Annotated in this window: 22 protein-coding genes and 1 tRNA gene; 3 read left to right on the forward strand and 20 right to left on the reverse strand. The window is 64.5% G+C overall.

Annotated features, from left to right (window positions below; translation table 11 throughout):
- The first annotated feature begins 2 nt into the window (after positions 1-2).
- The gene (locus LPW30_RS08990; protein ID WP_084306600.1) at positions 3-776 is read left to right on the forward strand and encodes a Crp/Fnr family transcriptional regulator; all 774 of its coding nucleotides are present in this window, start codon (positions 3-5) and stop codon (positions 774-776) included.
- On the opposite strand, the gene truD is transcribed toward LPW30_RS08990, so the two are convergent.
- The 7 genes from truD to LPW30_RS09025 are packed head-to-tail and all read right to left on the reverse strand — an operon-like array spanning position 773 to position 10,548.
- Complete coding sequence (gene truD / locus LPW30_RS08995; RefSeq protein ID WP_239680664.1) at positions 773-1,798, reverse strand: tRNA pseudouridine(13) synthase TruD; 1,026 nt, start codon at positions 1,796-1,798, stop codon at positions 773-775. The two genes, LPW30_RS08990 and truD, sit on opposite strands and share 4 nt — an antisense overlap.
- Positions 1,795-2,574 (reverse strand): tRNA (adenosine(37)-N6)-threonylcarbamoyltransferase complex dimerization subunit type 1 TsaB, encoded by a 780-nt coding sequence (gene tsaB, locus LPW30_RS09000; protein ID WP_338018816.1) that lies wholly within the window; start codon positions 2,572-2,574, stop codon positions 1,795-1,797. Before tsaB ends, truD begins: the two co-directional genes overlap by 4 nt.
- Positions 2,571-4,517, reverse strand: a complete 1,947-nt coding sequence (locus tag LPW30_RS09005) for a DNA repair helicase YoaA (protein ID WP_239680665.1) — start codon at positions 4,515-4,517, stop codon at positions 2,571-2,573. The genes tsaB and LPW30_RS09005 overlap by 4 nt, the downstream gene beginning before the upstream one ends.
- Positions 4,514-5,113: a tetratricopeptide repeat protein gene (locus tag LPW30_RS09010; protein ID WP_239680666.1), complete on the reverse strand. Its 600-nt coding sequence runs from the start codon at positions 5,111-5,113 to the stop codon at positions 4,514-4,516. Before LPW30_RS09010 ends, LPW30_RS09005 begins: the two co-directional genes overlap by 4 nt.
- 33 nt (positions 5,114-5,146) lie before the next feature.
- Positions 5,147-7,321, reverse strand: coding sequence for a GTP diphosphokinase (gene relA / locus LPW30_RS09015; RefSeq protein ID WP_239680667.1), 2,175 nt, complete (start codon positions 7,319-7,321; stop codon positions 5,147-5,149).
- Positions 7,322-7,369: 48 nt separating this feature from the next.
- On the reverse strand, positions 7,370-9,862 hold the full coding sequence (locus LPW30_RS09020) for an ABC transporter permease (protein ID WP_239680668.1): 2,493 nt from the start codon (positions 9,860-9,862) through the stop codon (positions 7,370-7,372).
- Positions 9,859-10,548 (reverse strand): ABC transporter ATP-binding protein, encoded by a 690-nt coding sequence (locus tag LPW30_RS09025; RefSeq protein ID WP_025281368.1) that lies wholly within the window; start codon positions 10,546-10,548, stop codon positions 9,859-9,861. The genes LPW30_RS09020 and LPW30_RS09025 overlap by 4 nt, the downstream gene beginning before the upstream one ends.
- On the opposite strand from LPW30_RS09025, the gene LPW30_RS09030 reads away from it, so the two are divergent.
- Entirely contained in the window at positions 10,547-11,167 is a 621-nt protein-coding gene (locus tag LPW30_RS09030) for an arylesterase (protein ID WP_238624663.1), read from the forward strand. The two genes, LPW30_RS09025 and LPW30_RS09030, sit on opposite strands and share 2 nt — an antisense overlap.
- A gap of 10 nt (positions 11,168-11,177) precedes the next feature.
- Here the strand turns inward: LPW30_RS09030 and LPW30_RS09035 are convergent, their stop codons facing one another.
- From LPW30_RS09035 to LPW30_RS09045, 3 genes are read right to left on the reverse strand one after another with little or no spacing between them, the layout of a single operon-like run.
- A complete protein-coding gene (locus LPW30_RS09035) occupies positions 11,178-11,381 on the reverse strand; it encodes a hypothetical protein (RefSeq protein WP_025281366.1) in 204 nt (67 codons plus the stop codon).
- Positions 11,378-12,088: an HAD family hydrolase gene (locus tag LPW30_RS09040; RefSeq protein ID WP_238624664.1), complete on the reverse strand. Its 711-nt coding sequence runs from the start codon at positions 12,086-12,088 to the stop codon at positions 11,378-11,380. The genes LPW30_RS09035 and LPW30_RS09040 overlap by 4 nt, the downstream gene beginning before the upstream one ends.
- A gap of 5 nt (positions 12,089-12,093) precedes the next feature.
- On the reverse strand, positions 12,094-13,722 hold the full coding sequence (locus LPW30_RS09045) for a methyl-accepting chemotaxis protein (protein ID WP_274521667.1): 1,629 nt from the start codon (positions 13,720-13,722) through the stop codon (positions 12,094-12,096).
- A gap of 226 nt (positions 13,723-13,948) precedes the next feature.
- Between LPW30_RS09045 and LPW30_RS09050 the strand changes: the two genes are divergently transcribed.
- Positions 13,949-14,398 (forward strand): c-type cytochrome, encoded by a 450-nt coding sequence (locus tag LPW30_RS09050; RefSeq protein ID WP_025281363.1) that lies wholly within the window; start codon positions 13,949-13,951, stop codon positions 14,396-14,398.
- 111 nt (positions 14,399-14,509) lie between these two features.
- Here LPW30_RS09050 and LPW30_RS09055 read toward each other — a convergent pair whose 3' ends face one another.
- The 10 genes from LPW30_RS09055 to ihfA form a co-directional block, all read right to left on the reverse strand.
- Entirely contained in the window at positions 14,510-15,199 is a 690-nt protein-coding gene (locus LPW30_RS09055; protein ID WP_239680670.1) for a cytochrome b/b6 domain-containing protein, read from the reverse strand.
- Between the two features lie 34 nt (positions 15,200-15,233).
- Entirely contained in the window at positions 15,234-16,361 is a 1,128-nt protein-coding gene (locus LPW30_RS09060; RefSeq protein WP_239680671.1) for a lipocalin-like domain-containing protein, read from the reverse strand.
- A complete protein-coding gene (locus LPW30_RS09065) occupies positions 16,361-18,871 on the reverse strand; it encodes an FtsX-like permease family protein (RefSeq protein WP_239680672.1) in 2,511 nt (836 codons plus the stop codon). The genes LPW30_RS09060 and LPW30_RS09065 overlap by 1 nt, the downstream gene beginning before the upstream one ends.
- The gene (locus tag LPW30_RS09070; protein WP_051582537.1) at positions 18,868-19,590 is read right to left on the reverse strand and encodes an ABC transporter ATP-binding protein; all 723 of its coding nucleotides are present in this window, start codon (positions 19,588-19,590) and stop codon (positions 18,868-18,870) included. Before LPW30_RS09070 ends, LPW30_RS09065 begins: the two co-directional genes overlap by 4 nt.
- A gap of 37 nt (positions 19,591-19,627) precedes the next feature.
- A complete protein-coding gene (gene recJ / locus LPW30_RS09075; protein WP_239680673.1) occupies positions 19,628-21,349 on the reverse strand; it encodes a single-stranded-DNA-specific exonuclease RecJ in 1,722 nt (573 codons plus the stop codon).
- Positions 21,346-22,395 carry a hypothetical protein gene (locus LPW30_RS09080; protein ID WP_239680674.1) on the reverse strand — a complete coding sequence of 350 codons (1,050 nt, stop codon included), beginning with the start codon at positions 22,393-22,395 and terminating at the stop codon, positions 21,346-21,348. The genes recJ and LPW30_RS09080 overlap by 4 nt, the downstream gene beginning before the upstream one ends.
- 39 nt (positions 22,396-22,434) lie before the next feature.
- On the reverse strand, positions 22,435-23,796 hold the full coding sequence (locus tag LPW30_RS09085) for an AmpG family muropeptide MFS transporter (RefSeq protein WP_239680675.1): 1,362 nt from the start codon (positions 23,794-23,796) through the stop codon (positions 22,435-22,437).
- Between the two features lie 50 nt (positions 23,797-23,846).
- Positions 23,847-23,923, reverse strand: a tRNA-Pro gene (locus LPW30_RS09090).
- A 55-nt stretch (positions 23,924-23,978) separates the two neighbouring features.
- Entirely contained in the window at positions 23,979-24,362 is a 384-nt protein-coding gene (locus tag LPW30_RS09095; RefSeq protein ID WP_063465397.1) for a MerR family transcriptional regulator, read from the reverse strand.
- The gene (gene ihfA / locus LPW30_RS09100; protein ID WP_025281356.1) at positions 24,343-24,642 is read right to left on the reverse strand and encodes an integration host factor subunit alpha; all 300 of its coding nucleotides are present in this window, start codon (positions 24,640-24,642) and stop codon (positions 24,343-24,345) included. The genes LPW30_RS09095 and ihfA overlap by 20 nt, the downstream gene beginning before the upstream one ends.

The following is a 24,642-nucleotide window of genomic DNA, read 5'->3' on the forward strand; positions in this document are numbered from 1 at the left end:
ATATGAGCATACGAAACAAACCCAATGGGGGCCGGCCACCGGCCCCACTCATGGACAACGACTGCATGCGCTGCCCCGTGCGTGCCGAGAGCCTGTTCGGTGCCCTGCCGGATGAGGTGGTGAAAAGCCTCGACAATCCCGCCGACCATCTGGTCATTCCGGCGGGCGAGGTCATCTACCAGGAGAATGCCGAGGCCGTGGCCTCGTACACGCTCAAGGATGGGGTGGTCAAACTCACCCGTACCGCCGTCAACGGTCGTGAACAGATCCTGCGTCTGCTGACCCACGGGGATATCATGGGGGCAGAGAGCCTGCTGGGACAGACCTACAATCACACCGCCACGACGCTCACGCCGGTGCAGGTCTGTCGGTTGCCGCTGAATGTGCTCAAACGCCTGCAGGCAGACCATCCCACCCTGAACAATGCCCTGCTCGCCCGCTGGGCGGCTGCCCTGCAGCAGGTGGAGACCCTGGCCGTGGAACTGGGCACCAAGAAGGCCAACGAGCGCCTGGCCACCTTCCTGCTTTACTGGGCCGACAAGAACGGCGGCCATGAGCAGGTGCCCCTGCCGCTTTCGCGCACCGAGACGGGCGAGTTGCTGGGCCTCACGGTGGAGACGGTGAGCCGGTTCTTCGCAGAGTGGAAGCGTCGTGGCTATGTGTCCGAAAAGGCCGGCGTGCTGACGCTTCACGATCGCGAAGCGCTCAGTCAGCTGGGCGGTGGCTATCCTTCAAGCAAGTTGGTCCCGGTCACGGGATCGCCCCGGATCGGTTAAGCCGTATCCGCCACGGCCTTGATGACCGTGGTGGCATAGGCACCGGCGGGCAGTTCGAAGCGCAGTTCCAGATCTGCCTCATCAAGCCACGACCAGGTCAGCTCTTTCACACGGATGCGCAGGGCACGCCGTTCCTGGGACAGGCCGGCGCCTTCCAGGCCACGGGCCAGTTCGATCAGATCCGCGGCCTCCATCACCTCGGCTTCCAGCCGTGCTGCCATCCCCTCTGTGATGCCATCCCCCTGCCCCCATAGCGGACCGGTGGGGTGGATCTCGAAGGCGGTCACCCGCTCCACCACTGTGGGATCCTCCTCTCGGTGGATGAAGAAACTGCGAGAGCCATCCAGTTGCATCGCATCTCCGGGCATTGCCCGATCCCAGTGATCCTCTTCCACTCTCCTTGCCAGCACCCGATTGAAGATCTCCGAGCGGGCCGCCGAGAGGTACAGCCCCCTGAGCTTGCGATCGCGTACGCGGATCTCCCCTGAGAACAGTGCGCGAGCCTTGTCCAGGTTGCCACGATCATGGCCAAAACGCTGTTCCCCGAAAAAGTTCGGCAGACCTCGATGGGCAATCGCCTGCAGCCTTGCCTCCGTCGCCTCTCGGTCCCCCTTGCAGTCGCGTAGCCGGATCTGAAACCGGTTGCCGCGAAGATGCCCCGTCTGGAGCTTGCGACGATGCCGATGGGCAGTGAGGATCTCCACTTCAGGTGGCAGATGATCAGACCACTCGGGGGCGTCACACCCGGGCAGGTGGACACTGAACCACTGGGTGGTCACTGCATGGCGATCCTTGAGCCCGGCGTAACTCACGGCCCGCCGCGGAACGCTTGCCGCGCGGGCGAGCATGCCCGCCAGTTGATCCGTGTTGAGACCCGTCTTGCGCAGATGCAGCCAGACATGCTCGCCCTCCCCCTCGGGCGTGGTGATGGGCAGTTCGTCCACCTGAAAATCGGCCGGCGTCGCACGCAGGCGCGCCTTGATCAGAGGGGCATTGGGGTCGGTGCTGATGAAGACATTCATGACTGAGTGTCCTGGCATGACTGAGTGTCCTGGCATGACTGAGTGTCCTGGGACGCGCCGGCACTGCCGGTCGACGTGACTTGTCGAGGTTTATTGGCCACCTTGTCCCTCAGATAGACCGGCAGGGCCTGCTCGGCTGGCACGCCTTCGCCCCGGGCCAGGCCCCGCGCCGCCAGGCGCACCACTTCCGCGGCACTGGGCAGGCGATCATCCCAGGGGGCGTCGGCTCGCCTATCCAGGCGTTGGGCCAATGCCTCCTGGCAGGCAAACCAGCCGCGCCCGATGGGTTCCCAAGCCCCATCGGGCGGCTCAGGAACCGCCAAAGGCGGGCACACGCTTTCGTTGCCCACCGGCACCGCCAGCCCGCCTTCGTCGGCCTCGAACGCACCCCAGTACACCTCACCCATGCGGGCATCCAGGGCGGCCAGCACCTGGCTGCTTCCTGCATCCAGCCGTTGCTGGGCCAGTGCCGCCAGGGTGGAGATGGGCACCACCGGCAGGTCTGCACCGAAGGCCACCCCCTGGATCACGCCCGTGGCCACCCGCACACCCGTGAAGGCTCCCGGGCCACGACCAAAGGCCAGGGCATCCAGTTGCCCCAGGGCGATCCCCCCCTCAGCCAGCACCGCCTCCATCATGGGCAGGATCAGCCGTGCATGGGCCCGAGGTGCCTCCTGAAAGCGCACATGAATCCGACCCTCCATCCACAGGGCGGCCGAACAGGCCTCGGTAGCGGTCTCAATGGCCAGGAGGTTGCGGGGTGTTATGGGGGTCACTGGGGGGCTCGTTCGGATGAGGTCTGAAGGGACGGGCCGGATCGGAGGAACCGGATCACTTCCCGGTCATCGGTCACCGGCTGCATGGGGGGCAGACTCTTGATGAAGGTCTTGCCATAACTCTTTGAACGGACGCGTGGATCACACAGCACAAGCACGCCCCGATCACTGATGTCACGGATCAGTCGACCGGCACCCTGCTTCAGGCTGATGACGGCCTGAGGCAGTTGCAGATCACGGAAGGGATTGCCTCCCCCCTGGCGAATTCGGGCGATGCGCGCCTCCAGAACCGGATCGCCGGGGGCCGCAAAGGGCAGACGATCAATGATCACGCAGGTGAGCGCGGTGCCACGCACGTCCACCCCCTCCCAAAAGCTGTGGGAGCCCAGCAATACGCCATTGCCAGCCTCCCGGAAACGTTCCAGCAGGACATTGCGCGAGGCCTCACCCTGAACCAGCAAAGGCCTGTCCAGTGAGTCGCGCAAACGCTGTGCTGCCTCGCGCAGGGCCTTCAGGCTGGTGAACAGCATGAAGGTGCCGCCCGGGTTGTCGCGAATAAGCGGCAGGGCCATGTCCACCAGGGCTCCGGTGAATCGGCCATCGTTGGGTTCGGGCAGGCGGGGTGGCAGGAACAATCGGGCATGGGCCTGATAATCAAACGGACTGTCCAGAAGCAGGCAGCGCGGATCTTCCAACCCCATGCGGCGGTTGAAATGATCGAACGCGCCGTCCACCGACAAGGTGGCGGAGGTAAAGATCCAGGCACTTTGGTAGCTGCCACGGTGTTCCTTGAACAGGGCGGCCACGTCCAGGGGCGTGACGTGCAGGCTGAAGCTTCGGGTCCAGGCCTCGTACCATTGCACGGCATTGTCCTGAGGGCCGCGAAACAGCGACAGCCGCTCCAGTTGTTCCCGGGCGCGACGCCCGCAGGACTCCAGGCCCTTGGCCCGCTCCGCCACCGCCTCCAGTCCGTCGGCCAGGCTGGTGAGACGATTTTCCAGGTCATCCAGTCCCTGCTCCACGGCAGGTTTTGTGGCCAGTGACACCCATGGCCCGCGGCCCGACCCTTCCCCCAGTGCAAGGCGAAACGCCTTCACGGCCTGGGTGAGGGCATCGGACCGATCCCGCAGTTCGCCCATGTCAGGAGCATTGTTGAGCAGCTCGGCGATGCTGTCCCGGGCCAGGTCCGTCAACGCCCGCGCACTCACAGTGACCCCGAAGAAATTGCCGGCCACATCCGGCAACTGGTGGGCTTCATCCAGGACAAAGGCATTGGCCGAGGGCAACAGTTCGCCAAAGCCCTCGCCACGCAGGGCCAGATCGGCGAACAACAGGTGATGATTGACCACCACCACCTCGGCCTCCTGGGCTCGGCGGCGCGCCTGTACCACATGACAGGCGGCGTATTCAGGACAGTCCTGACCCAGGCAATTGTCCACGGTGGACGTCACCCGGGGCCAGATCTCGGCATCCTCACCCAGGTCGGTGAGTTCGGCGATGTCACCATGGCGGGTCTTGTCCGCCCAGGCCCGCACCCTGCGCAGGGGCTCCACCAGACGAGGCTCCAGCATTCGACCCTCCGCCAGGGTCATGTTGAGGCGATGCGGGCAGAGGTAGTTGCTTCGCCCCTTGAGCAGGGCTGTTCGCGGGGAGACGCCCAGGGCACCGGCCACCAGGGGCAGGTCCTTGTGATAGAGCTGATCCTGAAGGTTGCGGGTCCCGGTGGAGATGATCACCTTGCCACCATCGAGCAGTGCAGGCACCAGGTATCCGAAGGTCTTGCCCACGCCGGTTCCTGCCTCCACCACCAGGGTGGCCTGTGCCTGCATGGCCTCGGCCACGGCCTGGGCCATATCCTGCTGGGCCTGACGCGGATGAAAATCCTCAAGCGCCCGGGCCAGGGGGCCGTCGTCTCCCAGTACGTGCTCGCAGTCCTGACTCAACCCAGTTCTCCCGGGGCCAGGGAGCGGGCCCGTTCTTCGGCTGCATTGGCTCCGGCATGATCCCCCATGCGCCGTCGTGCCTCGGCAATGATGCGCCAGTTGCGGGCCTGCAATGCCTGATCCCCACGGGCCAGAGTATTGGAGCGTCCCGCCAGATTCACGGCCTGCTCCGGTTGCCCCTGTTCCAGCCGCACGGCCGCTAGACGCTGCCACAGCCGGGCGTCATCGGGGGCGATGCGCAGGGCCCGCTCCAGTGCAGCGGCGGCACCATCGGCATCGCCCCGCTCCATCCGCTCATCCGCGTCACTGGCCAGGGCCAGCACGGCTGGCGGCTGTTGTGTCCGGGTCCGTTCCTCACGTGCAGGTTCCTGTCGGGCAATGGAGGGCGCCGGTACGCGACTGGTTTCCGGCGTGGGCTCGACCCGGGGTTGCGGTTCGGGAACCGGCTCGGGTGCGGGCACCTGCGCGCGTGTGGGGGGATCAGTGGGGGTGGGCGCTGGCGGACGCATATCGGGCATACCGGCACAGCCGGTGGCCAGAGCCACCAGAACCCACAGCGGCAGGATTCCTCGCAGGGCGCTCAAGGGCGTGGTCATGTGGAACACCTCATGGTTGGTCGATTCGGCCGATCAGCCGGCGGATACCCGGCGCACCGAGAAGACATTGGCCACCGCACCGATCTTGTCCAGCACCTTGCTCAGTTGTGTGGTGTCGGTGATCTCCAGGGTGAGATCCATGGTGACGGTGTTTTCGGCCGGATCGGTCTGGGTGGCTGCGGAGAGGACATTGATCCGCTCATTCGCCAGCACCTGAGTGATGTCCCGGAGCAACCCCTGGCGGTCGAAGGCCTCCACAGTGACCTTGACCGGGTAGGCCTGGGTGTCCTCGCCCCAGGTGACCTCCACGAGGCGCGGACGCTCTTCCTCGGACATGCGCAGGATGTGCACGCAGTCGCGTCGGTGGATGGTGACTCCCTTGCCACGGGTGATGTAGCCAATCACCCGGTCCCCGGGTACCGGCCGGCAACAACCGGCCATTTGCGTCAGCAGGTTCCCCACACCCCGAATACGGATGCCCTTGTCGGTGGCCTTGTCTGCTGGCGGCGGGTGCCGGTGACGGCGACCCATCAGGGTCTCTTCCGGGGTGGGTTCGATGGGCACCTGCATGGCGCCAGCCAGTTGCGCGGGGGTGATCTCTCCGGAACCAATGGCCACCAGCAACTCATCCCGACCCGGCTGCTTGAAGCGGCGCATCAGTTCATCCATGTCCGGCGTGTTCACCCCCAGGCGCTGGGCTTCCCGCTCCAGCACGGCGCGCCCCTCGGACAGGTTCTTGTCGTGGTCCTGTTGCCGGAACCAACTGCGCGCCTTGGCCCGGGCCCGGGCAGTGCGCAGAAAACCCATGTTCGGGTTCATCCAGTCCCGGCTGGGCCCGCCGGACTGGCTGGTGAGTACCTCCACCCGCTCCCCGGAACGCAATTCGTAGGTAAGCGGCACGATGCGCCCATTCACCTTCGCACCCCGGCAGTGGTGTCCCACCTCGGTGTGAATGGTGTAGGCAAAATCCAGAGGGGTGGCCCCCTTGGGCAGGTCGATCACATCGCCACGGGGCGTGAGCACAAAGACCCGGTCATGGAACAGCTCATAGTGAAAATTCTCGAGCAGTTCCCGATCGTTATCCTGATTTTCCAGAAGTCGCCTGAGGGATGTGATTGCCCGGGACAGGGCCTGATCCTCGCGACCCCCCTCCTTGTAGCGCCAGTGGGCTGCCACCCCCAGTTCGGCAAACTCATTCATGCCGTGGGTGCGGATCTGCACCTCCACCACCTTGCCTTCCGGGCCGATGACCGCCGTGTGCAGGGACTGATAGCCATTATCCTTGGGATTGGCAATATAGTCGTCGAACTCCTTGGGAATATGGGGCCAGGTGCTGTGCACCACGCCCAGCACGGCGTAGCAAGTAGACAGTCGGTCCACAATCACCCGGACGGCCCTGAGGTCATAAAGGTCCTCGAATTCCAGGTTCTTGCGCTGCATCTTTCGCCAAATGCTGTAGATATGCTTGGGTCGCCCCTGCACTTCCGCCTTGACGTCTTCCTCCCGCAGCGCCTTCCTGAGGTGCTCTGTGAAATCCATGATGTAACGCTCTCTTTCCGTGCGACTTTCCTCAAGCAGCTTCGCGATCCGGCGGTATTCCTTGGGCTCCAGAATCCGCAGGGAAAGATCCTCCATTTCCCATTTGAGCTGAGCCACGCCCAGGCGATTGGCCAGGGGTGCAAAGATCTCCAGGGTCTCGCGGGCAATGGCCCGGGCCAGATCATCCGGCTCGACAGCCAGCAGGCGCAGATGCTGGAGGCGATAGGCCAGCTTGATGAGCACGGCGCGCACATCGTCCACCATGGCCAGCAGCATGCGCCGGAGCCGTTCCGCCTGTTCCGGTGTACTTTCCACCTGGCTGGCGGAGCGCTTGAAGGTGGTGAGCAGATGCACATTGCGCACCAGACAGGCGACCGTATCGCCAAACTCCTCGCGGATGTGCTCGTCGCTGAGTGAACCGTCCAGATGTCCATCCAGCAGCAGGGCAGCGATCAGGGTGTCGTTATCCACTCCCAATACGCGCAGATTCTCGGCCACGTCCAGGCAATGGGGCTGTGAGCCGATACGCTCATGATCCCGCAGGGCATCCGCAACGGCTTTACCCAGGCGAGGCTCGGGGTTGGCGCCGTCCGTGGGCGCAAATCGCTCCAGCAACGCCTCTTGGGGTTGCTGGGCGAGAGGGGTCTTGTCGTATTGGGTATGACGCATGGGCGCAGAGTATATCCGTCATTGGGCGCGGCGGGCGATGGGGCCCGCTCACCCCACCTGGCGCAACGTCAGCAACGGCGGCTGGCGCAGAACGGAACGGGCACCCAGCCAACCGGCCAGCCCAACCCCCAGGGCGCCGCCCCCCACACCCGCCAACCACAGCACGGGATTCACCGTGTAGGGTAGATCGAAGATCTCACGGGCCAGCACGATACCGACGGCACTGGCTCCCGCGCTCGCCAGCAGCCCGGCCAGCGCCCCCATGACCATGAACTCCGCCAGCAGGCCTGCCAGTACCTGTTTACGGCTGGCCCCCAGGGTGCGCAGCACGGCGCTCTCCCGGCGGCGCAGGTCGCGGGTGGCATGGATGGCGGCGAACAACACCGTCACACCGGCAGCCAGGGTGAACAGAAAGACGTATTCCACCGCCAGGCTGGCCCGGTCGATGATGTCACGTACCTGCTGCATGAGGGCCCTCACATCCAGCACGGTGATGCTGGGGAACTGGCGCACTGCCTCGGTCAGCATGCGCTGACCTGCCTCATCCATGTGGAAGCTGGTGATGTAGGTGGCCGGAAAATCCTCCAGCACCCCTGGCGACGAGAGCACAAAGAAATTGACGTTGAAGGAATCCCATTCCACGCCGCGCAGGTTGGTCACCGGTGCCCGCACCCGTTCACCGGCGATGCTGAACTCCAGGACGTCCCCCAGTTCGATCCCCAGGGTCTCGGCCAGACCTTCCTCCACGGAGAAGCCCGGTTCCGGGTCCTCCGGGTCCCACCACTGCCCCGCCACCACGCGGTTACCCGGCTGCAGGTCCCCGGCAAAAGAGAGATTGAACTCCCTTGTCACCAGACGCTCGGCCCTGGGGTTGGTGTAGTCCTCCGGGCGAACCGGTGCGTCGTTCATGGCCGAGAGCCGCCCCCGGATCATGGGGTAATACTCGGGTCTCTCCATGCCATGGCGCTCGAACAGGGCCTGCAGGGGTTCCACCTGGTCCGGCTGGACATTGATCATGAAGTGATTGGGCGCCCCCTCGGGCAGGCTGCCCTCCCATTCCGAGAGCAGGTCCACACGTACCAGGGCCAGCAGCAGCAGCGCCATGATGCCCAGACCGAAGGCGGAGAGCTGCACGGCGCTCAGGGCGCCGCGCCGGGAGAGATTGGCCAGGCCGAAGCGCAGGGCCACCCCGCCCCGGCTGCGCAGGGGCGTGAGGGCCTTGACCAGGAGCAGCGCCGCCAGCCAGAGCACGGCAACGGTCACGGCCGCGCCGCCGAGCACGAAACCCGCCAGGCGCACATCCCCGGCCTGCCACAGCAGCAGCACACCCAGCGTGAGCATGGCCAGCCCCAGGACCAGCCACATGGCGGGCGGAGGGGCACCCAGATCCCGACGCAGCACCCGCAGTGGCGGCACCTGGCCGATGCGCAGCAAGGCCGGCAGGCCGAATCCCAGTGCCGTGATCAAGCCCACCCCCATGCCGGTGAATACCGGCCACAGGGAGGGCAGCGGCAGCTCGGTGGCAAACCAGCCCGACAGCAGCCAGGCCAGCACGCCCTGTGCCGCGAAACCCAGCACCAGGCCGACGGTGCTGGCCAGCAAGGCCAGCCAGAGCAGTCGCAGGGTGAACACCTGCAGGACGAAGCGTCGCGACGCCCCCAGGCAACGCATGACCGCGCTGGTATCCGATTGCCGGTCGCTGTAATGACGCGCCGCGACCGCCACCGCGCCCCCGGCCAGTAGTACCGCCACCAGGGCGGCCAGGCTCAGGAACTGTTCGCCCCGGGCAATGGCATTGCGCAGGGCGGGTTGGGCGTCGGCCACGGTTTCCAGGCGTTGGTTCTCGGCCAGCTCCGCAGAGGCCCATTCCCGGTAGCGGTTGATGGCAGCCTCATCCCCGGCCACCAGGAAACGATGATTCACCCGGCTGCCGGGGACGATCAGCCCGGTGGCTTCCAGGTCCTCCACGTTGAGCATCAATCGCGGCGCCAACTGGAAAAGGTCCCCGCCCCGGTCCGGCTCGTAGGTGAGCACCCGGGTGATGGACAACGAGATCTCACCCACCTCCAGGCTGTCGCCCACGGACAACTCCAGCAGTTGCAGCAAGCGCGCTTCCACCCAGGCCTCGCCGGAGCCGGGCACGGAACGGGTCTCCCGCTCCTCCCCGAAGAGCGCTTCACTGACACGGGCCGTGCCCCTCAGGGGCCAGCCATCGCTCACGGCCTTGAGCTCGGCCAGCTCTGAATCATCACCGGCCACCACCACGCTGGGGAAGCTCACGTAACGGGCCGTATCCAGATCCCGCTCCCGGGCCTCCCGGGCAAATTCACCGGGTATGGGCTGGGGCGAGGTGATGCTCAGATCCGCCCCCAACAGTTCCGTGGCCTGCAGGGACATGGCCCGTTGCACCCGATCGGTGAAAAAGCTCACCGAGGTGACGGCTGCCACTGCGATCACCAGGGCCAGTGCCAGGATGCGCAACTCCCCGGCTCGCCATTCGCGGCCCAGGGAAATCCAGGAGTAACGCAGCGCGCGGTTCATGCGGCCCCCAGAACGCCGTCGGTGATGCGGTAGCGCCGTTCACAGCGGCTGGCCAGATCCGGGTCATGGGTGACCAGCACCAGGGCCGTGCCATAAGCGGATTTCAGGTTGAACAGCAGCTGGATGATCTGATCGCCCGTCTGCTGATCCAGATTGCCCGTGGGTTCATCCGCAAACAGCACCTGGGGATGGGCGGCGAAGGCGCGGGCGATGGCCACCCGCTGCTGTTCACCTCCCGAAAGTTGACTGGGGTAATGATCCAGGCGTGGACCCAGACCCACCTGCTCCAGAGCTTCCCGGGCCCCGGCACGGGCATCGCCCTCGTGACCGGAGAGCTCCAGCGTGAGCATCACGTTCTCCAGGGCCGTCAGGGCTGGCAGAAGCTGGAAGGACTGGAAGACGAAGCCGACCCGACCGGCCCGCAACCCGGCCCGCGCATCCTCACTCAACCTGCCCAGATCCTGGTCCAGCAGGCGAACTTCTCCCCCGCTGGGGAGATCCAACCCCGCAAGCAGGCCCAGCAGCGTGGACTTGCCCGAACCCGAGGCTCCCAGGATGGCCACCGCCTCGGCAGGCGCCACATGCAAGTCCACACCCTTTAGAATGGACAATCGTCCGGCCGGGCCCATGACGGATTTAACGATACCGCTCGCGGAAACCACCGGGGCGGGAGAGTGAGAGACCATGAGATCAAGACTCCTTCTGATTGTGTTGCTGTTCCTGACGCCGGTCACGGCCAGCGTCGCGGATGAGCGTCCCACCCTGCTGGTGATGGGCGACAGCCTGAGCGCCGCCTACGGCATGCCCACGGATCAGGGCTGGGTGGCCCTGCTGGAATCCCGCCTGGTTGAACAGGGCCGGGATTTTCGTGTACTCAATGCCAGCATCAGCGGCGAGACCACCCGCGGTGGTCTGACCCGCCTGCCCCGGCTGCTGGAGCGTCATGAGCCTGAGTGGGTCATTCTGAGCCTGGGAGGTAACGACGGCCTGCGGCGTATCCCGCTGGAGGAGATGTCCCGCAATCTCCGTGAAATGATTGACCTCAGCCAGGATGCCGGCGCCCAGGTGTTACTGGTGGGCATTCAGGTACCGCCCAACTTGGGCAGACATTTCACCGAGAGGTTCCACCGGATCTATCACGATCTGGCCGCCGAGCATGATCTGCCCCTGGTCCCCTTCCTGCTGGAAGGCGTGGCGCTGGAGGAAGGGATGATGCAGTCCGACGGCATTCACCCCACCGCCAGTGCGCAGCCGGTGATGCTGGATACGGTCTGGAAGGTGCTGGGACCGGAACTGGATGGCTGACCCGAGCTGGTCAGCGTTCCACTTTTTCCAGCACCTGGGTGATCGTGTCGCCGCGACGATAGTACGGCGGGGGATTTTGCATGTCTTCAAGGGCCGCATCCCGCTCCTGGGCCGTCTCATACCAGCGAAAATGCTCCCAGCCCTCCCCCAGCAGATGTGACGCCGACAGGGTGTCACCCTGGGGCAGGGTAATGCGAATGCCAAATCGCTTCACGAGGCACGCTCCTCCGGGTTGGTGGATCCGATCAATAGCCTGCTGGGCAGCTCGCCCACATGGAGCATCTGCAGGTCCGGCCCAGGCCCACCGGGCCATTTCATGCCATGGGTGTTCACCCAGGCGGTGCGCATTCCCACGCGCGCCGCGCCGCGCACATCCCGCTCAGGATCATCTCCCACGTGAAGCGCCTCGTGGGCGGCCACGGCGGCTTCGTCCAGGGCCGCGGTAAAGATCTCGGGCGATGGCTTGGCATGGCCAGCCCCCGCGGCGGTCACCACAAAGTCGAAATACTGGCCGATGCCGATGTAATGCACGTCCGCGTTGCCATTGGTGATGGCACCGATGGTGTAATGGTGACGCAGCCTGTCCAGGGTTTCGAGGACATCATCGTAGAGGGCCACCTGGTTCCGGGCTTCCCAGAAGACCCGAAAGCCCGGTTCCACCAAGGCATCATCGTAACCGTATTCCACCGCCAGGGCGGCCAGCCACTGCTTGCGCAGGGAGGTGAGATCATGATGCAGGTGGGCTCGGGGGCGGAACCACCGCTGGCGATGGTCGATCATCGCCTTCAGGTTCATGCGCCGGGTGATGCCCGGATAATGGGCGCCAAGCCAGTCATGGAAGGTGCGTTCAGCATTCTGGATCACCGGGGCACAGGCCCAGAGGGTGTCATCCAGGTCGAAAGTGATGCAGCGCAAGTTCATGGGTGTCAGTTTACACGGAATCGATCCATGGCATGACTCAGATCCGCCGCCAACCGCGAGAGTTCCTGAGCGGCACTGGCGATCTCTCCCGAGCCGCTGGACACATCATGGCCCACCTCGCTGATGCGCACCACGTTGCGGTTGATATCCTCCGCCACGGCACTTTGTTCTTCGGCGGCACTGGCAATCTGGGTGCTCATGTCATTGATGGTGCCCACGGCCTGGACGATGGAGGCCATGGAGCGATCGGCCATGGCGGCACCTTTCGAGGTCTCCTCCGCCCGCTTGAGTCCCGAGTTCATCACGGCCACGGCATTGCGCGTGCCACCCTGGAGCGCCTTGATCATCTCCTCGATCTCGAGGGTTGATTTCTGGGTGCGACTGGCCAGGGTCCGCACTTCGTCGGCCACCACCGCAAACCCCCTGCCCTGTTCTCCTGCCCGGGCTGCCTCGATGGCCGCGTTCAGGGCCAGCAGATTGGTCTGTTCCGCCACGCCCTGGATCACATCCAGCACGGCGCCAATCTTTTCGCTGTCCGCCTCCAGTTTCTGGATGACCTCGGCCGCCCTGCGGATCTCATCGGAGAGGTCCTGGATGGCCTGGATGGCCTGGGCCGACACCTGCTGGGCCTCACCGGCCTCCTGGTTCACCTGCTGAGCCGCCTGGGAGGCGTCGGCGGCGTTGCGGGCCACCTCCACCACGGTGGTGGTCATCTCGTTCATGGCCGTGGCCACCTGCTCGGTCTGGTTCTGCTGCTGATCCACGCGTTGCCGGGTTTCGCCGGTCACGGCCGTCAACTCCTCAGCGGCCGAGGCCACCTGCGTGGTGGCGCCGGTGACCTGACCGATGATGCCTCGGACACTCTCCACCATCTGGTTGAAACCTCTGGCAACCCGGGTCAGTTCATCGTGTCCGGATTCGGCCACCTTGATGGTGAGATTGCCCCTGGCCATCTCCCGGCTCGCCCGGTCCAGTTCATCCACCGCGCCGCTGATGCGCCGGATCACCATGAGGGCAATTCCCGAGGAGATGAGGATGACCACCAGCAGAGCCGCGATCATGCCGTTACGGGTGTTCTGGTACTGGCTCAGGGCCCCCTCATGGATGGCCCGGGAGACATCCATCTGCAGGCTCATCAAATCGGCGAGAGTGGCATTGACGGCCTCGGCACGGGGTGTGACCTGCTCCTGCAGGAGGGCATCGGCCCGCTCCAGGTGAAAGCTTCTCAGGGCTTCCGTGGCCGGGGTCATGGCCTGTTCCTCCAGCCCCGCCATCTGTTCTGCCAGGCGGTCCGCCAGTTGTTGCTCCCTGGGGGTGAGGTAGGTCTCCAGATAATCGCGCCAGATCTGATTTCTCTGCTGATTGCTGGCCTCGATGCCCTCAATGGCGGCCTCGATATTGTCGAGATTGGGGTTGTGCAGGGCAATCAGCAGGTGCGCGCGGTTGTTCGCCAGTGTGTTGCCGATCTGGCTCAATTGATCCATGGGGATCACGCGATCCTGGTAAATGGTGTTCAACTGGGCATGGTTCTGGTACATCCCTGCAAGCCCCACCGCCGCCAGGATCACCATGAACACCAGGGCCAGCCCGGTCATGGCCATCAATTTCATTCGAATGGTCAAACGCGACCCCATCTGCACTCCCTCCCACTGCAGTGCCTTCCCTCGCGGTAGGCTCACTGTCGAACTGACTTTGTATGGGCCCTTTGCCCAGACATGATGACCCGCCAAGGCTGCCACTTTCGTCCAGCCCTTGCATGGCTTTATAGCGTCTGTTCGATGGAATGCTTGAATGCCCCGACACGGGGTCAACTGCTACACTCAGTCGCTCACCATGCGAGACATTGGAGGTACACAACCCATGAAAACCATGACCAAAGCCCTGATTGCCGGCCTGGCCCTCACCCTGTCCGTCGGAACGGTCTCGGCGGCCGATCCGGAGGATGCCATTGACTATCGTCAGGGGGTCTTCCAGGTGTTCAAGTGGAACATGGGGCCGCTGGGCGCCATGGCTCAGGGGGACATCCCGTTCGATCGAGAGCTGGCTGCCAAGCATGCCGGGCAATTGGATCGGGTGGCCGACATGCCCTGGCAGGGCTTCACCGAAGGTTCGGACCTTGGCAACACCGACGCCATGCCCGAGGTGTGGATGAACCGGGAGGCCTTCGACGAAAAGGCCGCTGACTTCGAGCAGGCCAGTGCTCGCCTGGTTGAGTTGATCACTGAAGAGGCGGGTGAGCGGGATATCCGCCGTCAGATCGGTGCCGTGGGCCAGAGCTGCCGCTCCTGCCACGACGATTTCCGCATGTAACTGCCGCCCCCAGTCCCCGCCTCATCTCCCCGGAGAGGAGAAAGGGGCCATGCTCATGAGCCCCTCTCCCCTTTTGGGGAGAGGGGTTGGGGTGAGGGGAAGGAAAACCCACTATGGCAGATAAGTCACCGCCCCCCAGACCCCAGCCGCCGACACCCCCAGTGCCACCAGGGCCCACCATGGACTGGCAAACCGTACGCCCGAGGCCTCGCCCCGAGCCACCCACTTGCGCCCGGTGATCATGGGGCCCACCAGGTTGTCCCGCTTGATGAGCCAGTACAGGAACACCGCCAGCACATGAATGCCAATCACGATCAACAACAGATCGAAGTTGGATTTATGCAGACTGGTGAGGGTGTTGCTGGTGGATGACGAGACCATGCGTGCAAAGGGCCCCCGGGTAAAGATCTGATCATTGGAAAACAAACCGCTGATGCCCTGAAACAGCAGCAGGCCCAGCATCAGCATCACCGACCACCCGCCCAGGGGGTTATGCCCGGTATAGGTTGGAGACTTCCCCCGGAACAGATCCCGCAGATACCGGAAGACGGTTACCGGACCGGCCAGAAAATCGCTGAATCGCGATGAACGCGTACCCAACACCCCCCATATGATGCGAAACAGCAGCAAGGCCAGGAGCGTGTAGCCCAGCCACATATGCCATTTCATGGTCATGACGTCCTGGCTTGTATACCACAGGCCAATGAGCAGCGGCACCAACAACCAGTGGAAGATGCGGGTCGGTAGATCCCAGATCGGGATACGCTTACGGGAAACATCCGGATAATCATGATCCTGCATGGCTTACCTCGACAATTGACCCAGTGTCAGACGCTCAATAGGCGGTCATTTCCACAAAACCGCGTCCCGCCGGCTTCCCGGCTTCGAAGACATCCACGGCCCCCTCCCAGTAGCGTACCGTCAGGTCCATTTCCTGATCCTCACGCACGGCACGGATCTCCAGGTCGCGTTCCTGTTCCAGCAGACGCAGACGCCAGGCCACCGGATAAGTGCTGCCGGCGGGACTGGTCCAGGTCCTGAGCACCTGCAGTTCAAAGGCGTCATGGGGGATCACCTGATGCTGGCTGTCCGGTTCCACCCACAGGCCCTTGCTCAAGGGATCCACACCGCCGTCTTCCAGACGCAACTCGTAGACCATCACATCATGCCCGTCATCCAGTTGCAGGGAAAACCAGTCCCACCCCACCTGGCTCTCTCCCAGCACACTGGTGCTCCATTCCCGGTCCATCCACGACAGACCACTCACCGAGTACTCACGCCCCCCCAGGCTGAGGGTACCCTCGGTATCGAGGCGGGTCATGGAAAAATAGTATGAGGCATTGCCCGGTTCCGGAGACTTCTGACTCAACCCCCTGTCCCCCTGGAAGACCTTGTCCTTGAGCGGCTCCAGGCGAAGGTCCAGGGCCAGATCTCCCTCGGCGGCCACCAGCCGCCAGGGGAAGTCGTTACCCGCCTCGGCGCCCAGTTCCCAGTCGTCCAGCCAGACACGAAACGGATCCAGCTCCGCCCCGGCCAGGCCGGCGGCCCCACGGGAAAAACGCTCCAGGGCCCGGTGTCGGTCGCCGTTCACGTCGGTCACCGCCAGGTGTGCCATCCAGCCCTGATTGGTGGCCCAGGTGGATTCGGATTCCGGCGGTGTGGGCGACAGGGCGAACCGGAAGAAGGTGATCTGAAATCCGAAACGGCGGCCTTCTGCGTCGTCCAGGTTACCGGTGACATACCACCATTCGTTTCGGTACTCCGGATGGGCGACATGATCCTGGGGGAAGCGGAACTCCCGGGGCTCCACGGCCCGGGCGTAGCCTTCCATGTCATCCCCTCCCAGGGCCTGGGAAACGGCCAGGGTGTCATCTTCCCGATCCGGCTGCCCTGCCCCGCACCCCATCAGCCCCAACACCGTCAGCAGGGTCACCCCCACTACTGACCATCGTCGGATCATCATCACTCCTCCCTCAGATGTTCAGCCGGTCGGGCACGCGCCATCCGCAACCCCGGATAGACCCCGGCCAGCAGGGCTGCCAGCAGCGCCAGCCACAACCCTTCCATCAGCACCCGTGGGGATACATCGTGCTGCATGCTCCAGCCAAACGAGCGCAGATTGATCACCTCGATCAATACCTGGGACATGAGCAATCCCAGCGGCATGGCCAGGAGCCCCGCCGCCAGACCCAGCAGACCGCTTTGCAGCGCGACCATACCCCCCAGCTCACCGGGCGTGACACCCGTGGCACGGAGCACGGCATTCTCCTTGGAGCGCTCCATCTGCAGGGCCATCAGGGCACTCAGGATGCCGATGAAGGCCACACCCACCGTGAGCAGGCGCAGGATGTGAGTGATGGCAAAGGTTCGGTCGAAGATATCCATGGACATCTCGCGGATCTCACCGCTGGCAGTCACCAGCACCGGCGCCTCCAGATCGGCCACCGCGGCGCGTATGTCCTCCAGGGCAGGATCAAGAGCGATGCCGTCCCGCAGATAGATACCCAACGAGGCCACTCCAGGGTCGTCCCAGTAACGGTCATACAGTGCCCGATGCACGGTCACCAGGCCACGGTCCGAGCCGTATTCCTGCACCACGCCAACGATGGTGAACTCCCGTGGCCCGCGATCCGTGCGCAGGGTCAGGGTGTCGTTCAGCCCCAGCGACAGGCGCCAGGCCAGGGGCTCGGAGATGAGCACGGCATCCTGGTTCTCCAGGGCCTGCCAGGCGGTGGCCCCATCACCTGCCCGGTAGCGATAACCCTCGGGGGTACGCGGTGCCGGGTCCACGGCCATCACTTCCATGGTGCCCTGGGGCGAATGGACATGGACGCGACGTGCCGTACTCACGGTTTCCACCGCCTCCAGGGCCTCGACCCGGGATCGGGCATCGTCCGGCAGGGTGGGATTGACACCCACCCCGGAACGTCCCGGTGCGCTCACATAGACGTCACTTTGCAGGGTCTGGCCCAGCCACACATCCACCGTGGTGCGAAAACTCTCCACCATCACGCCCACACCGATGGTGGCCGACACGGCCAGGGCCAGGGCAGCTGTGGCAGGCCCCGCCCGGCTCATCCCGGCACTGACCCCGCGGGCCGACAGGCGCCCCACGGCACCAAAGGTCGCCCCCATGGGCCCGGTCAGACTCCGGGCCAGCATCAGCAAGGCCGGCGGGATCAGCAGGGCATACCCCAGAATCAGCAGGAACAGGGCGGCAAACCCCAGCAACAGACTCTGACTGGGCCATTGCACCAGGATCCAGCCCAGACCCATCAGGATCAGGCCAGCCCCGATCAGCCAGGGCATCAGACGCCCCACGCCCCGCTCCAGCGTGGAGCGACTCAGGGCATCCCGGGGCGAGATTCGCGCCGCCTCCCAGGCGGGTCCCAGGGCAGCCGCCAGTGTGGCAGCAATACCCAGCAGCAACCCCTTGAGCACCACCCAAAGGGTGAGATGCAACTCGGTCACCGTGAGCACGAAATACATGTCGGATACGGTGCGCGTGACCATCTGCAGCAGGAGCTGCCCGATCAGCGTGCCGGCCAGCAATCCCAGCACGGAGCCGACCAGGCCCACCAGCAGGGCCTCGGTCATCACCAGGCGAAACAGCTCGGCACCGGTCATGCCCTGCATGCGCAAGGTGGCCAACAGACGGCGGCGCCGGAGCACCGAGAAGATCATGGTGTTATAGATGAGAAAGGCCCCCACCAGCAGGGCCAGAAGACTCATGGCAGTGAGATTGATGTGAAAGGCCCGGGACATCTGCAACGTGGCCTCGTTGCGGCTTTGGGTTGCCATCACCTCAGCTCCCTCGGGCAACAGGGTCCGCAGGCGCTCCAGGGCCTGATCGTCGGGCAGGATCAGGTCGATGCGGTCCAGTTGCCCGAGGCGCTTCAGCAGCACCTGCGCATGAGCGATGTCGGCCAGCATGATGCCATCCAGGCCGGGTTCGTCGGTGTCCAGGACCGAGCGCAGGGTGACGGTTTCCTCCCGCCCCCGGATGCTCAGGGTGAAGCGGTCACCCGATTCCAGGTCCAGTCTGGCGGCGGTCCGGGCGCTGAGCATGACGGCATCGACATCCGTCACCAGGGCGCTCACGCCTTCGCCACGGATTCCATCGGCGTAGTCCCGAAACGGGGCCTCGGCAAAGGGCTCCAGACCCAGCAGGGTGAAGGTTTCGCCCCGGGTCTGGACGTGACCTTCCACCACCGGAGCGCTCTGGCGAAAACCCTGCCGGCGCAGCTGGGCATACAGGGTCTCATCCAGCCCCGCAGGCCCCCCCAGTACCTGGTGGGTGGCCCGACCGGTCACGGTTTCCAACGACATTTCGAAGGCTCGGGAGGCGCTGGAGTTGGCGATGTCCACGGCCACCACGATGGCCACGCCCAGGGCCACCCCCAGGATGGAAAACAAGATGTTCCAGGGCCGCTTGCGGTGGTCCCGGATCAGGGCCTTGGCCAGCAGCGTCATGGGGTGTTGTCCGTCGGCGTGATATGGCCTTCACTCAGGGTCCACACCCGATCGGCGATGGCGGCCATCTCCTGGCTGTGGGTCACCATGACCAGGGTGCGTCCCTGATCCCTGACCAGATCCCGCAGCAGGCTGATGATCCGGGCGCCGGTCTCCGCATCCAGATTACCGGTGGGCTCGTCCGCCAGCAGCAGGGCAGGTTCATGGGCCATGGCCCGCACCATGGCGACCCGTTGCTGTTCCCCCCCGGAGAGTTCGTCGGGAAAGGCCTGTGACCGATGGCCCAGTTCCACCAGGTCCAGCAGGTGTTTCACCCGTTCACCCCGCTCTCGACTCCCCACGCCATTGAGCTCCATGGGCAGGGCCACGTTCTCGGCCACGGTCAGGGTGGGGATGAGATTGAAGAACTGGTAAACGAAACCCACTTCACGGCGACGGAACAGGGTGCGCTCCCGCTCGCTCATGGTATCCAGCCGCCGGGCATGCACATGGATCTCCCCGGTATCGGGGCGATCGATGCCGGCCAGCAGGTTGAGCAGGGTGGATTTACCGGACCCGGAGCGCCCCACCAGGGCCACGATCTCGCCGGCCTGCACCCGGGCGTCCACCTTGTCGAGGACCGTGCGACGCTGGTGGCCTTCCGTGTAGTGCTTGCTCACCTGGGTGAGTTGAAGCAGTGGGGGGGATGTTTTTGCCTGCGGTTGTGTGGGTGTGTCCATGATCATCCAAGCGTATGTTTTATTCGGGCCCCGGGGCTTACCCTGTCACCACATGCTCCACCACCAGTTGCGCCGTGCAGGCCCCGCGGAATTCATTGGCATCCAGACGATAGGCCAGATGGACCTGCTCCTGGCCTTCGGGCCATTCCTCGGGATCGATATTGAAGGCCACCGCATTCACCCGTACCGAGCCGTCCACCGGCTGAAGGGTCAGGCGCAGGTGACGACCATCCCCCAGGGGGCGGCGCTCCCGTATATGGAACACGCCATCGAACAAGGGTTCCGGGAAGCCCTGCCCCCAGGGGCCGGCAGCGCGCAGGCGCTCGGCCGTCTCCAGATTGAGTTCATGATCAAAGAGGGGGCCGTCGCTGTGAATGACCCCCTCCAGATCGCGCGGGTCCATGGTCTCACGCACGGTGTCCTCGAAGGCCTCCCGGAACGGCTTGAGATGATCCTCGGGCAGGCTCAGGCCAGCCGCCATGGCATGCCCTCCGAATCGGCTGATGAGTCCCGGATGACGGGTGGCGATGGCCTCCAGGGTGTCGCGGATATGCAGACCGGGGATGGAGCGGGCAGACCCCTTGAGCGTGCCCTCCTCTGCCCGGGCAAAGGCGATCACCGGGCGATGTACCCGGTCCTTGATGCGCGAGGCCAGGATGCCGATCACTCCCTGATGCCAGTCGGGCTCGTAGAGACACAGCCCGTGCCACTGGGTGAGTTCAGAATGTTCGGCCAGCAGGGTTTCCAGCGTGATCAGTGCTTGCTCCTGCATGTCCTTTTCCACCTCACGGCGTTCCCGGTTCAGATCATCCAGGGTCTGGGCCAGGATGCGGGCCTGGGCGGGGTCATCGGTCAGCAGGCATTCAATGCCGATGGACATGTCATCCATGCGCCCGGCAGCATTCAGGCGCGGACCCACCGCAAATCCCACGTCCGAGGCCACCACCCTGGCGGGATTGCGCCCGGCCACTTCCAGCAGGGCCCGGATGCCGGGTACGGCACGTCCGGCCCGCATGCGCCGCAGACCCTGATCCACCAGTATGCGGTTGTTGCGATCCAGGGGCACCACGTCGGCCACCGTGCCCAGGGCCACCAGGTCCAGCAAATCCGCCAGGTTGGGCTGTGCCAGGCCGCGTCGGGTAAACCAGTCCGTGGCGCGCAACCGGGCGCGCAGTGCGGCCATCACATAAAAGATCACCCCCACCCCGGCCAGTGACTTGCTGGGAAATTCATCACCCGGGAGGTTGGGATTCACCAGGGCATCGGCAGGTGGCAGATCCTGGCCGGGCAGGTGGTGATCCGTGATCAACACCTTCATGCCCGCCGCCTGTGCGGCGGCCACCCCGTCCAGGCTGGAGATGCCGTTGTCCACGGTGATGAGCAAATGCGGTTCACGCTCCCGGGCCACGGCGACAATCTCCGGGGTGAGCCCATAGCCGTATTCAAAGCGATTGGGCACCAGGTAATCCACCCGGGCCGCCCCCATGGCCCGCAAGGCCCGCAGCGCAAGGGCGGTGCTGGTGGCGCCATCGGCGTCGAAGTCTCCCACCACGAGGATCGACCAGCCCTCTTCCAGTGCCTGGTGCAGCAGGGCACTGGCCGTCTCGACTCCGGACAGCGACTGGGTGGGGGCCAGGCCTGTCAGCGCATGATCCATCTGCGCCGGGTCCTGGATACCCCGGTGCGCATAGAGGCGGGTGAGCAGGTCGGCTCCCTGAGGGGTTTCGCTGGGGCGCTGCAGTCGTCGGTGGGCCTTCATCGGGTTTCTCCTCCCAGCAGATCATTCAAGGAGCGGGGGCGACGCCAGAACTGCCAGCGCGCTGTGGGGCCCAGAACGGCGATCGAGCCATCCCCGGCATGCAACTGAAGACTGCGCACCCTACCCTGCTGGACGGCCTTGAGAAGCGGCTCGAACCATGCCTGCTCAAGAGCCTCCATCCCCATTCGCCAGGCCTCGATGTCGTCGTAGGCGGCTGCCGCCCATACGTCTTCCAGGACCACCAGGCGCTCTTCCTCAGCGCTGGTTTCCAGCAAGGCGTCAGCACCTTCCGTGAGCGGCTGGCAGGGTACCCGGCCCCACTGGCACAGCCCCTCAAGCAACCGACCCTGCCCGAATACGGCGGCCAGCGGGGCCTGGGCGGGTGCCGATGGCAGGGGGTCCTCTCCCCAGATCCACAGACTGTTGATGGGATGACGGCCCCGCCCTTCCCGCTCCTGATTCACCGGGGCGGGATACAGCAGCATCTGGAGCTCATTCAAATCCTGCAGCCACGCATTGGCGTGGGGGCCCTTCCTGGGCAAGAGTCGGCCAACGCGTTGGCCGACCGCCGCAGACAGCGGCTGGGTTTCCAGGCCCGGATCCGCATCGTCGGGGAGATGGATATGCCAGTGATCAGGCGCCGAGGCCTTCAGTGTCCAGGGGCGATGTGCGAAATGTTCGTTCACCAGCGTCGCCAGTGCCTCGGCCTCAGGCGATGACAGATTCAGTTGGGAGGCCTCCGTCAGCACCAGGTCGTCGATGCCCGCCTCCAGGTACACGGGTTCTGCACACAGCCAGCGGCCGGTGAGCGGTTCGTCGGGATGGCAGGCCATGCGTGTCAGGGCCCCGGCGGGGATGCCGTCGCTGATACCAAAGAGCCGACACAAGGCAGTCTCGCGGGGCAGGCCCCGGGAGGGATGCAGATCCCCTCTGGACAACAGCCATTCAAGCGCCGGATAGCGTCCCACCTCCCCATAGGATGCGAGCCATTCCGGTACCTTGTGCAGCAGACCGGGGATGAACAGGTGCAGTACGGGTTGGGTCACGGCGGCTCCTGATGAATGCGCGGGATAAGGGGCGCGGATCTATTTGCCGGGCTGTTCAATCCTGTCCGGGTTGGCCCAGCGCGCCAGCACAAAGGCCAGCACGATTGCCGGCATGCCGATCAGGGCCGAGGAGATGAAGAACCAGAACCAGTCAATATGCTCCACCAGCACGCCGGTGAATCCGGCCAGGAACTGCCCGGGCAGGGTCATCAGGGAGCTGAACAGGGCGTACTGAGTCGCTGTATAGGCCGTATTGGTCAGGCTGGAGAGATAGGCGATGAACACCGAGATGGCCAGCCCTCCACTGATGTTGTCCGCCATGATGGCCACCACCAGACCATACGTCTCGGGGCCGAGCATGGCCAGCCAGGAGAAGGTCAGATTGGTGATCGGGGCCAGAAAGGCGGTGAAGATGAGCATGCGCATGATGCCATAACGCACCACCAGCAGGCCGCCCAGGGCCGCCCCCGTGAGCGTCATGGCCAGCCCGAAGGCGGCGGCTACATTGGCGATCTGGGTCTTGGTGAAACCCAGGTCCAGATAGAAGGGGTTGGCCATCACACCCATGAAGATATCGCTGATGCGAAAGGTGCCGATGAACAGAAGAATCAGCAACGCCACCCACCCAAAGCGTTTCATGAAATCGGCAAAGGGGCAGATCACCGCACCGATGAACCAGGCCGTCAGGCCACGACGCCAACCCTGGTGACGAGTGCGCTGCAGATACTCCACCACACGCTGCTCCATGCGCTGGGTGGTCCGATCCACGGTGACCTCGGGTTCGCGGATGATGAGCGTGGTGATCAGCCCCACCCCCATGAGCAACCCCATCACCCCATAGGCAATGCTCCAGTTACCCACGGCAGCCAGGTGCAGGGCACCCGCGCCGGCGGCCAGCAGGGCCACCCGATAACCAAAGATATAGGACGCCGCCATGGCGCCCTGCCGATCCCGGGTGACTGCCTCGATGCGATAGGCATCGATGGCAATATCCTGGGTGGCGGAACCAAAGGCGGCCAGCACGGCCCAGACGGCCACCAGCCAAAGATGTTGGGTAGGATCGGTCAGGGCCATGCCCAGCAACGAACCACCGATCACCGCCTGCGCCAGGAGCATCCAGGCCCTGCGCCGGCCAAACCAGCGGGTGAGCAAGGGCAACGCCAGTCGGTCCACCACCGGGGCCCAGAAAATCTTGATGGAGTGGGCCATACCCACCCAGCTGAGAAAGCCGATGGCCGCCAGCTCCACCCCCAGGTCGCGCAACCAGGCGGTGAAGGTGCCGCCCACCAGCAGCAGCGGCAGACCCGCGGCAAATCCCAGGAACAGCATGCCGATCACCCGGGGATGGCGATAGACGGCAAAGGCACTGCGCCAGCTGCGTTGCGTATGAGGGGTATGCATCAGGGGCCGAATCAAAAAAGCCCGGCAAGGCCGGGCTTTTTGAGGACTTTTGGTCGGGGCGAGAGGATTTGAACCTCCGACCACCTGCACCCCATGCAGGTGCGCTACCAGGCTGCGCTACGCCCCGAAAGAGTGCCGCATTATAGGGAACTCAGGTCGGTTTGGGAAGGGGCTGTACCGGCCTATTTATGCTCCCCGGACTGGGGTGGTTTCTGCTTGAGGATCTGCAGTACTTCCTCCAGTTCGATGCGCATCTGGCGGATGATCTGCTGGCTCTGGGTGGTATCTTCCTTGGCTTCCTGACCGGAGAGCTTCTGCCGGGCTCCCCCGATGGTGTAACCCTGCTCATAGAGCAGACTGCGGATCTGGCGAATCAGGATGACATCCTGACGCTGGTAGTAACGACGGTTACCGCGGCGCTTGACCGGTTTGAGGGAGGGGAACTCCTGCTCCCAGTAGCGGAGCACATGGGGCTTGACCCCGCATAATTCGCTGACCTCGCCGATGGTGAAATAGCGCTTGCCGGGAATGGCCGGCAGCTCGCTGTTATTGCCCGCTTCCAGCATAGGACTCAACCCTCGCCTTGAGTTTTTGCCCGGGGCGGAAAGTCACCACGCGGCGGGCGGATATGGGAATCTCTTCGCCTGTCTTGGGATTTCGCCCGGGACGCTGGTTCTTGTCGCGGAGGGTGAAATTGCCAAAGCCCGACAATTTCACCTGCTCGCCGCGCTCCAGCGCCGTGCGCACTTCCTCAAAGAACAACTCAACGAGTTCCTTGGCCTCACGCTTGTTGAGCCCCAACTCATCGAAGAGTTGCTCCGCCATTTCCGCCTTGGTCAGTGCCAT

The sequence above is a fragment of the Ectothiorhodospira variabilis genome (assembly GCF_022227625.1).
GTDB lineage: Bacteria > Pseudomonadota > Gammaproteobacteria > Ectothiorhodospirales > Ectothiorhodospiraceae > Ectothiorhodospira > Ectothiorhodospira haloalkaliphila.

Excerpts from the sequence above, each read along its gene's own strand:
- LPW30_RS08990 (WP_084306600.1), top strand. The coding sequence starts at position 3 with ATGAGCATACGAAACAAACCCAATGGGGGCCGGCCACCGGCCCCACTC.
- truD (WP_239680664.1), bottom strand. The coding sequence starts at position 1,798 with ATGAATGTCTTCATCAGCACCGACCCCAATGCCCCTCTGATCAAGGCG.
- LPW30_RS09010 (WP_239680666.1), bottom strand. The coding sequence starts at position 5,113 with ATGACCACGCCCTTGAGCGCCCTGCGAGGAATCCTGCCGCTGTGGGTT.
- relA (WP_239680667.1), bottom strand. The coding sequence starts at position 7,321 with ATGCGTCATACCCAATACGACAAGACCCCTCTCGCCCAGCAACCCCAA.
- LPW30_RS09020 (WP_239680668.1), bottom strand. The coding sequence starts at position 9,862 with ATGAACCGCGCGCTGCGTTACTCCTGGATTTCCCTGGGCCGCGAATGG.
- LPW30_RS09030 (WP_238624663.1), top strand. The coding sequence starts at position 10,547 with ATGAGATCAAGACTCCTTCTGATTGTGTTGCTGTTCCTGACGCCGGTC.
- LPW30_RS09025 (WP_025281368.1), bottom strand. The coding sequence starts at position 10,548 with ATGGTCTCTCACTCTCCCGCCCCGGTGGTTTCCGCGAGCGGTATCGTT.
- LPW30_RS09040 (WP_238624664.1), bottom strand. The coding sequence starts at position 12,088 with ATGAACTTGCGCTGCATCACTTTCGACCTGGATGACACCCTCTGGGCC.
- LPW30_RS09045 (WP_274521667.1), bottom strand. The coding sequence starts at position 13,722 with ATGGGGTCGCGTTTGACCATTCGAATGAAATTGATGGCCATGACCGGG.
- LPW30_RS09050 (WP_025281363.1), top strand. The coding sequence starts at position 13,949 with ATGAAAACCATGACCAAAGCCCTGATTGCCGGCCTGGCCCTCACCCTG.
- LPW30_RS09055 (WP_239680670.1), bottom strand. The coding sequence starts at position 15,199 with ATGCAGGATCATGATTATCCGGATGTTTCCCGTAAGCGTATCCCGATC.
- LPW30_RS09060 (WP_239680671.1), bottom strand. The coding sequence starts at position 16,361 with ATGATGATCCGACGATGGTCAGTAGTGGGGGTGACCCTGCTGACGGTG.
- LPW30_RS09065 (WP_239680672.1), bottom strand. The coding sequence starts at position 18,871 with ATGACGCTGCTGGCCAAGGCCCTGATCCGGGACCACCGCAAGCGGCCC.
- LPW30_RS09070 (WP_051582537.1), bottom strand. The coding sequence starts at position 19,590 with ATGGACACACCCACACAACCGCAGGCAAAAACATCCCCCCCACTGCTT.
- recJ (WP_239680673.1), bottom strand. The coding sequence starts at position 21,349 with ATGAAGGCCCACCGACGACTGCAGCGCCCCAGCGAAACCCCTCAGGGA.
- LPW30_RS09085 (WP_239680675.1), bottom strand. The coding sequence starts at position 23,796 with ATGCATACCCCTCATACGCAACGCAGCTGGCGCAGTGCCTTTGCCGTC.
- LPW30_RS09095 (WP_063465397.1), bottom strand. The coding sequence starts at position 24,362 with ATGCTGGAAGCGGGCAATAACAGCGAGCTGCCGGCCATTCCCGGCAAG.
- ihfA (WP_025281356.1), bottom strand. The coding sequence starts at position 24,642 with ATGGCACTGACCAAGGCGGAAATGGCGGAGCAACTCTTCGATGAGTTG.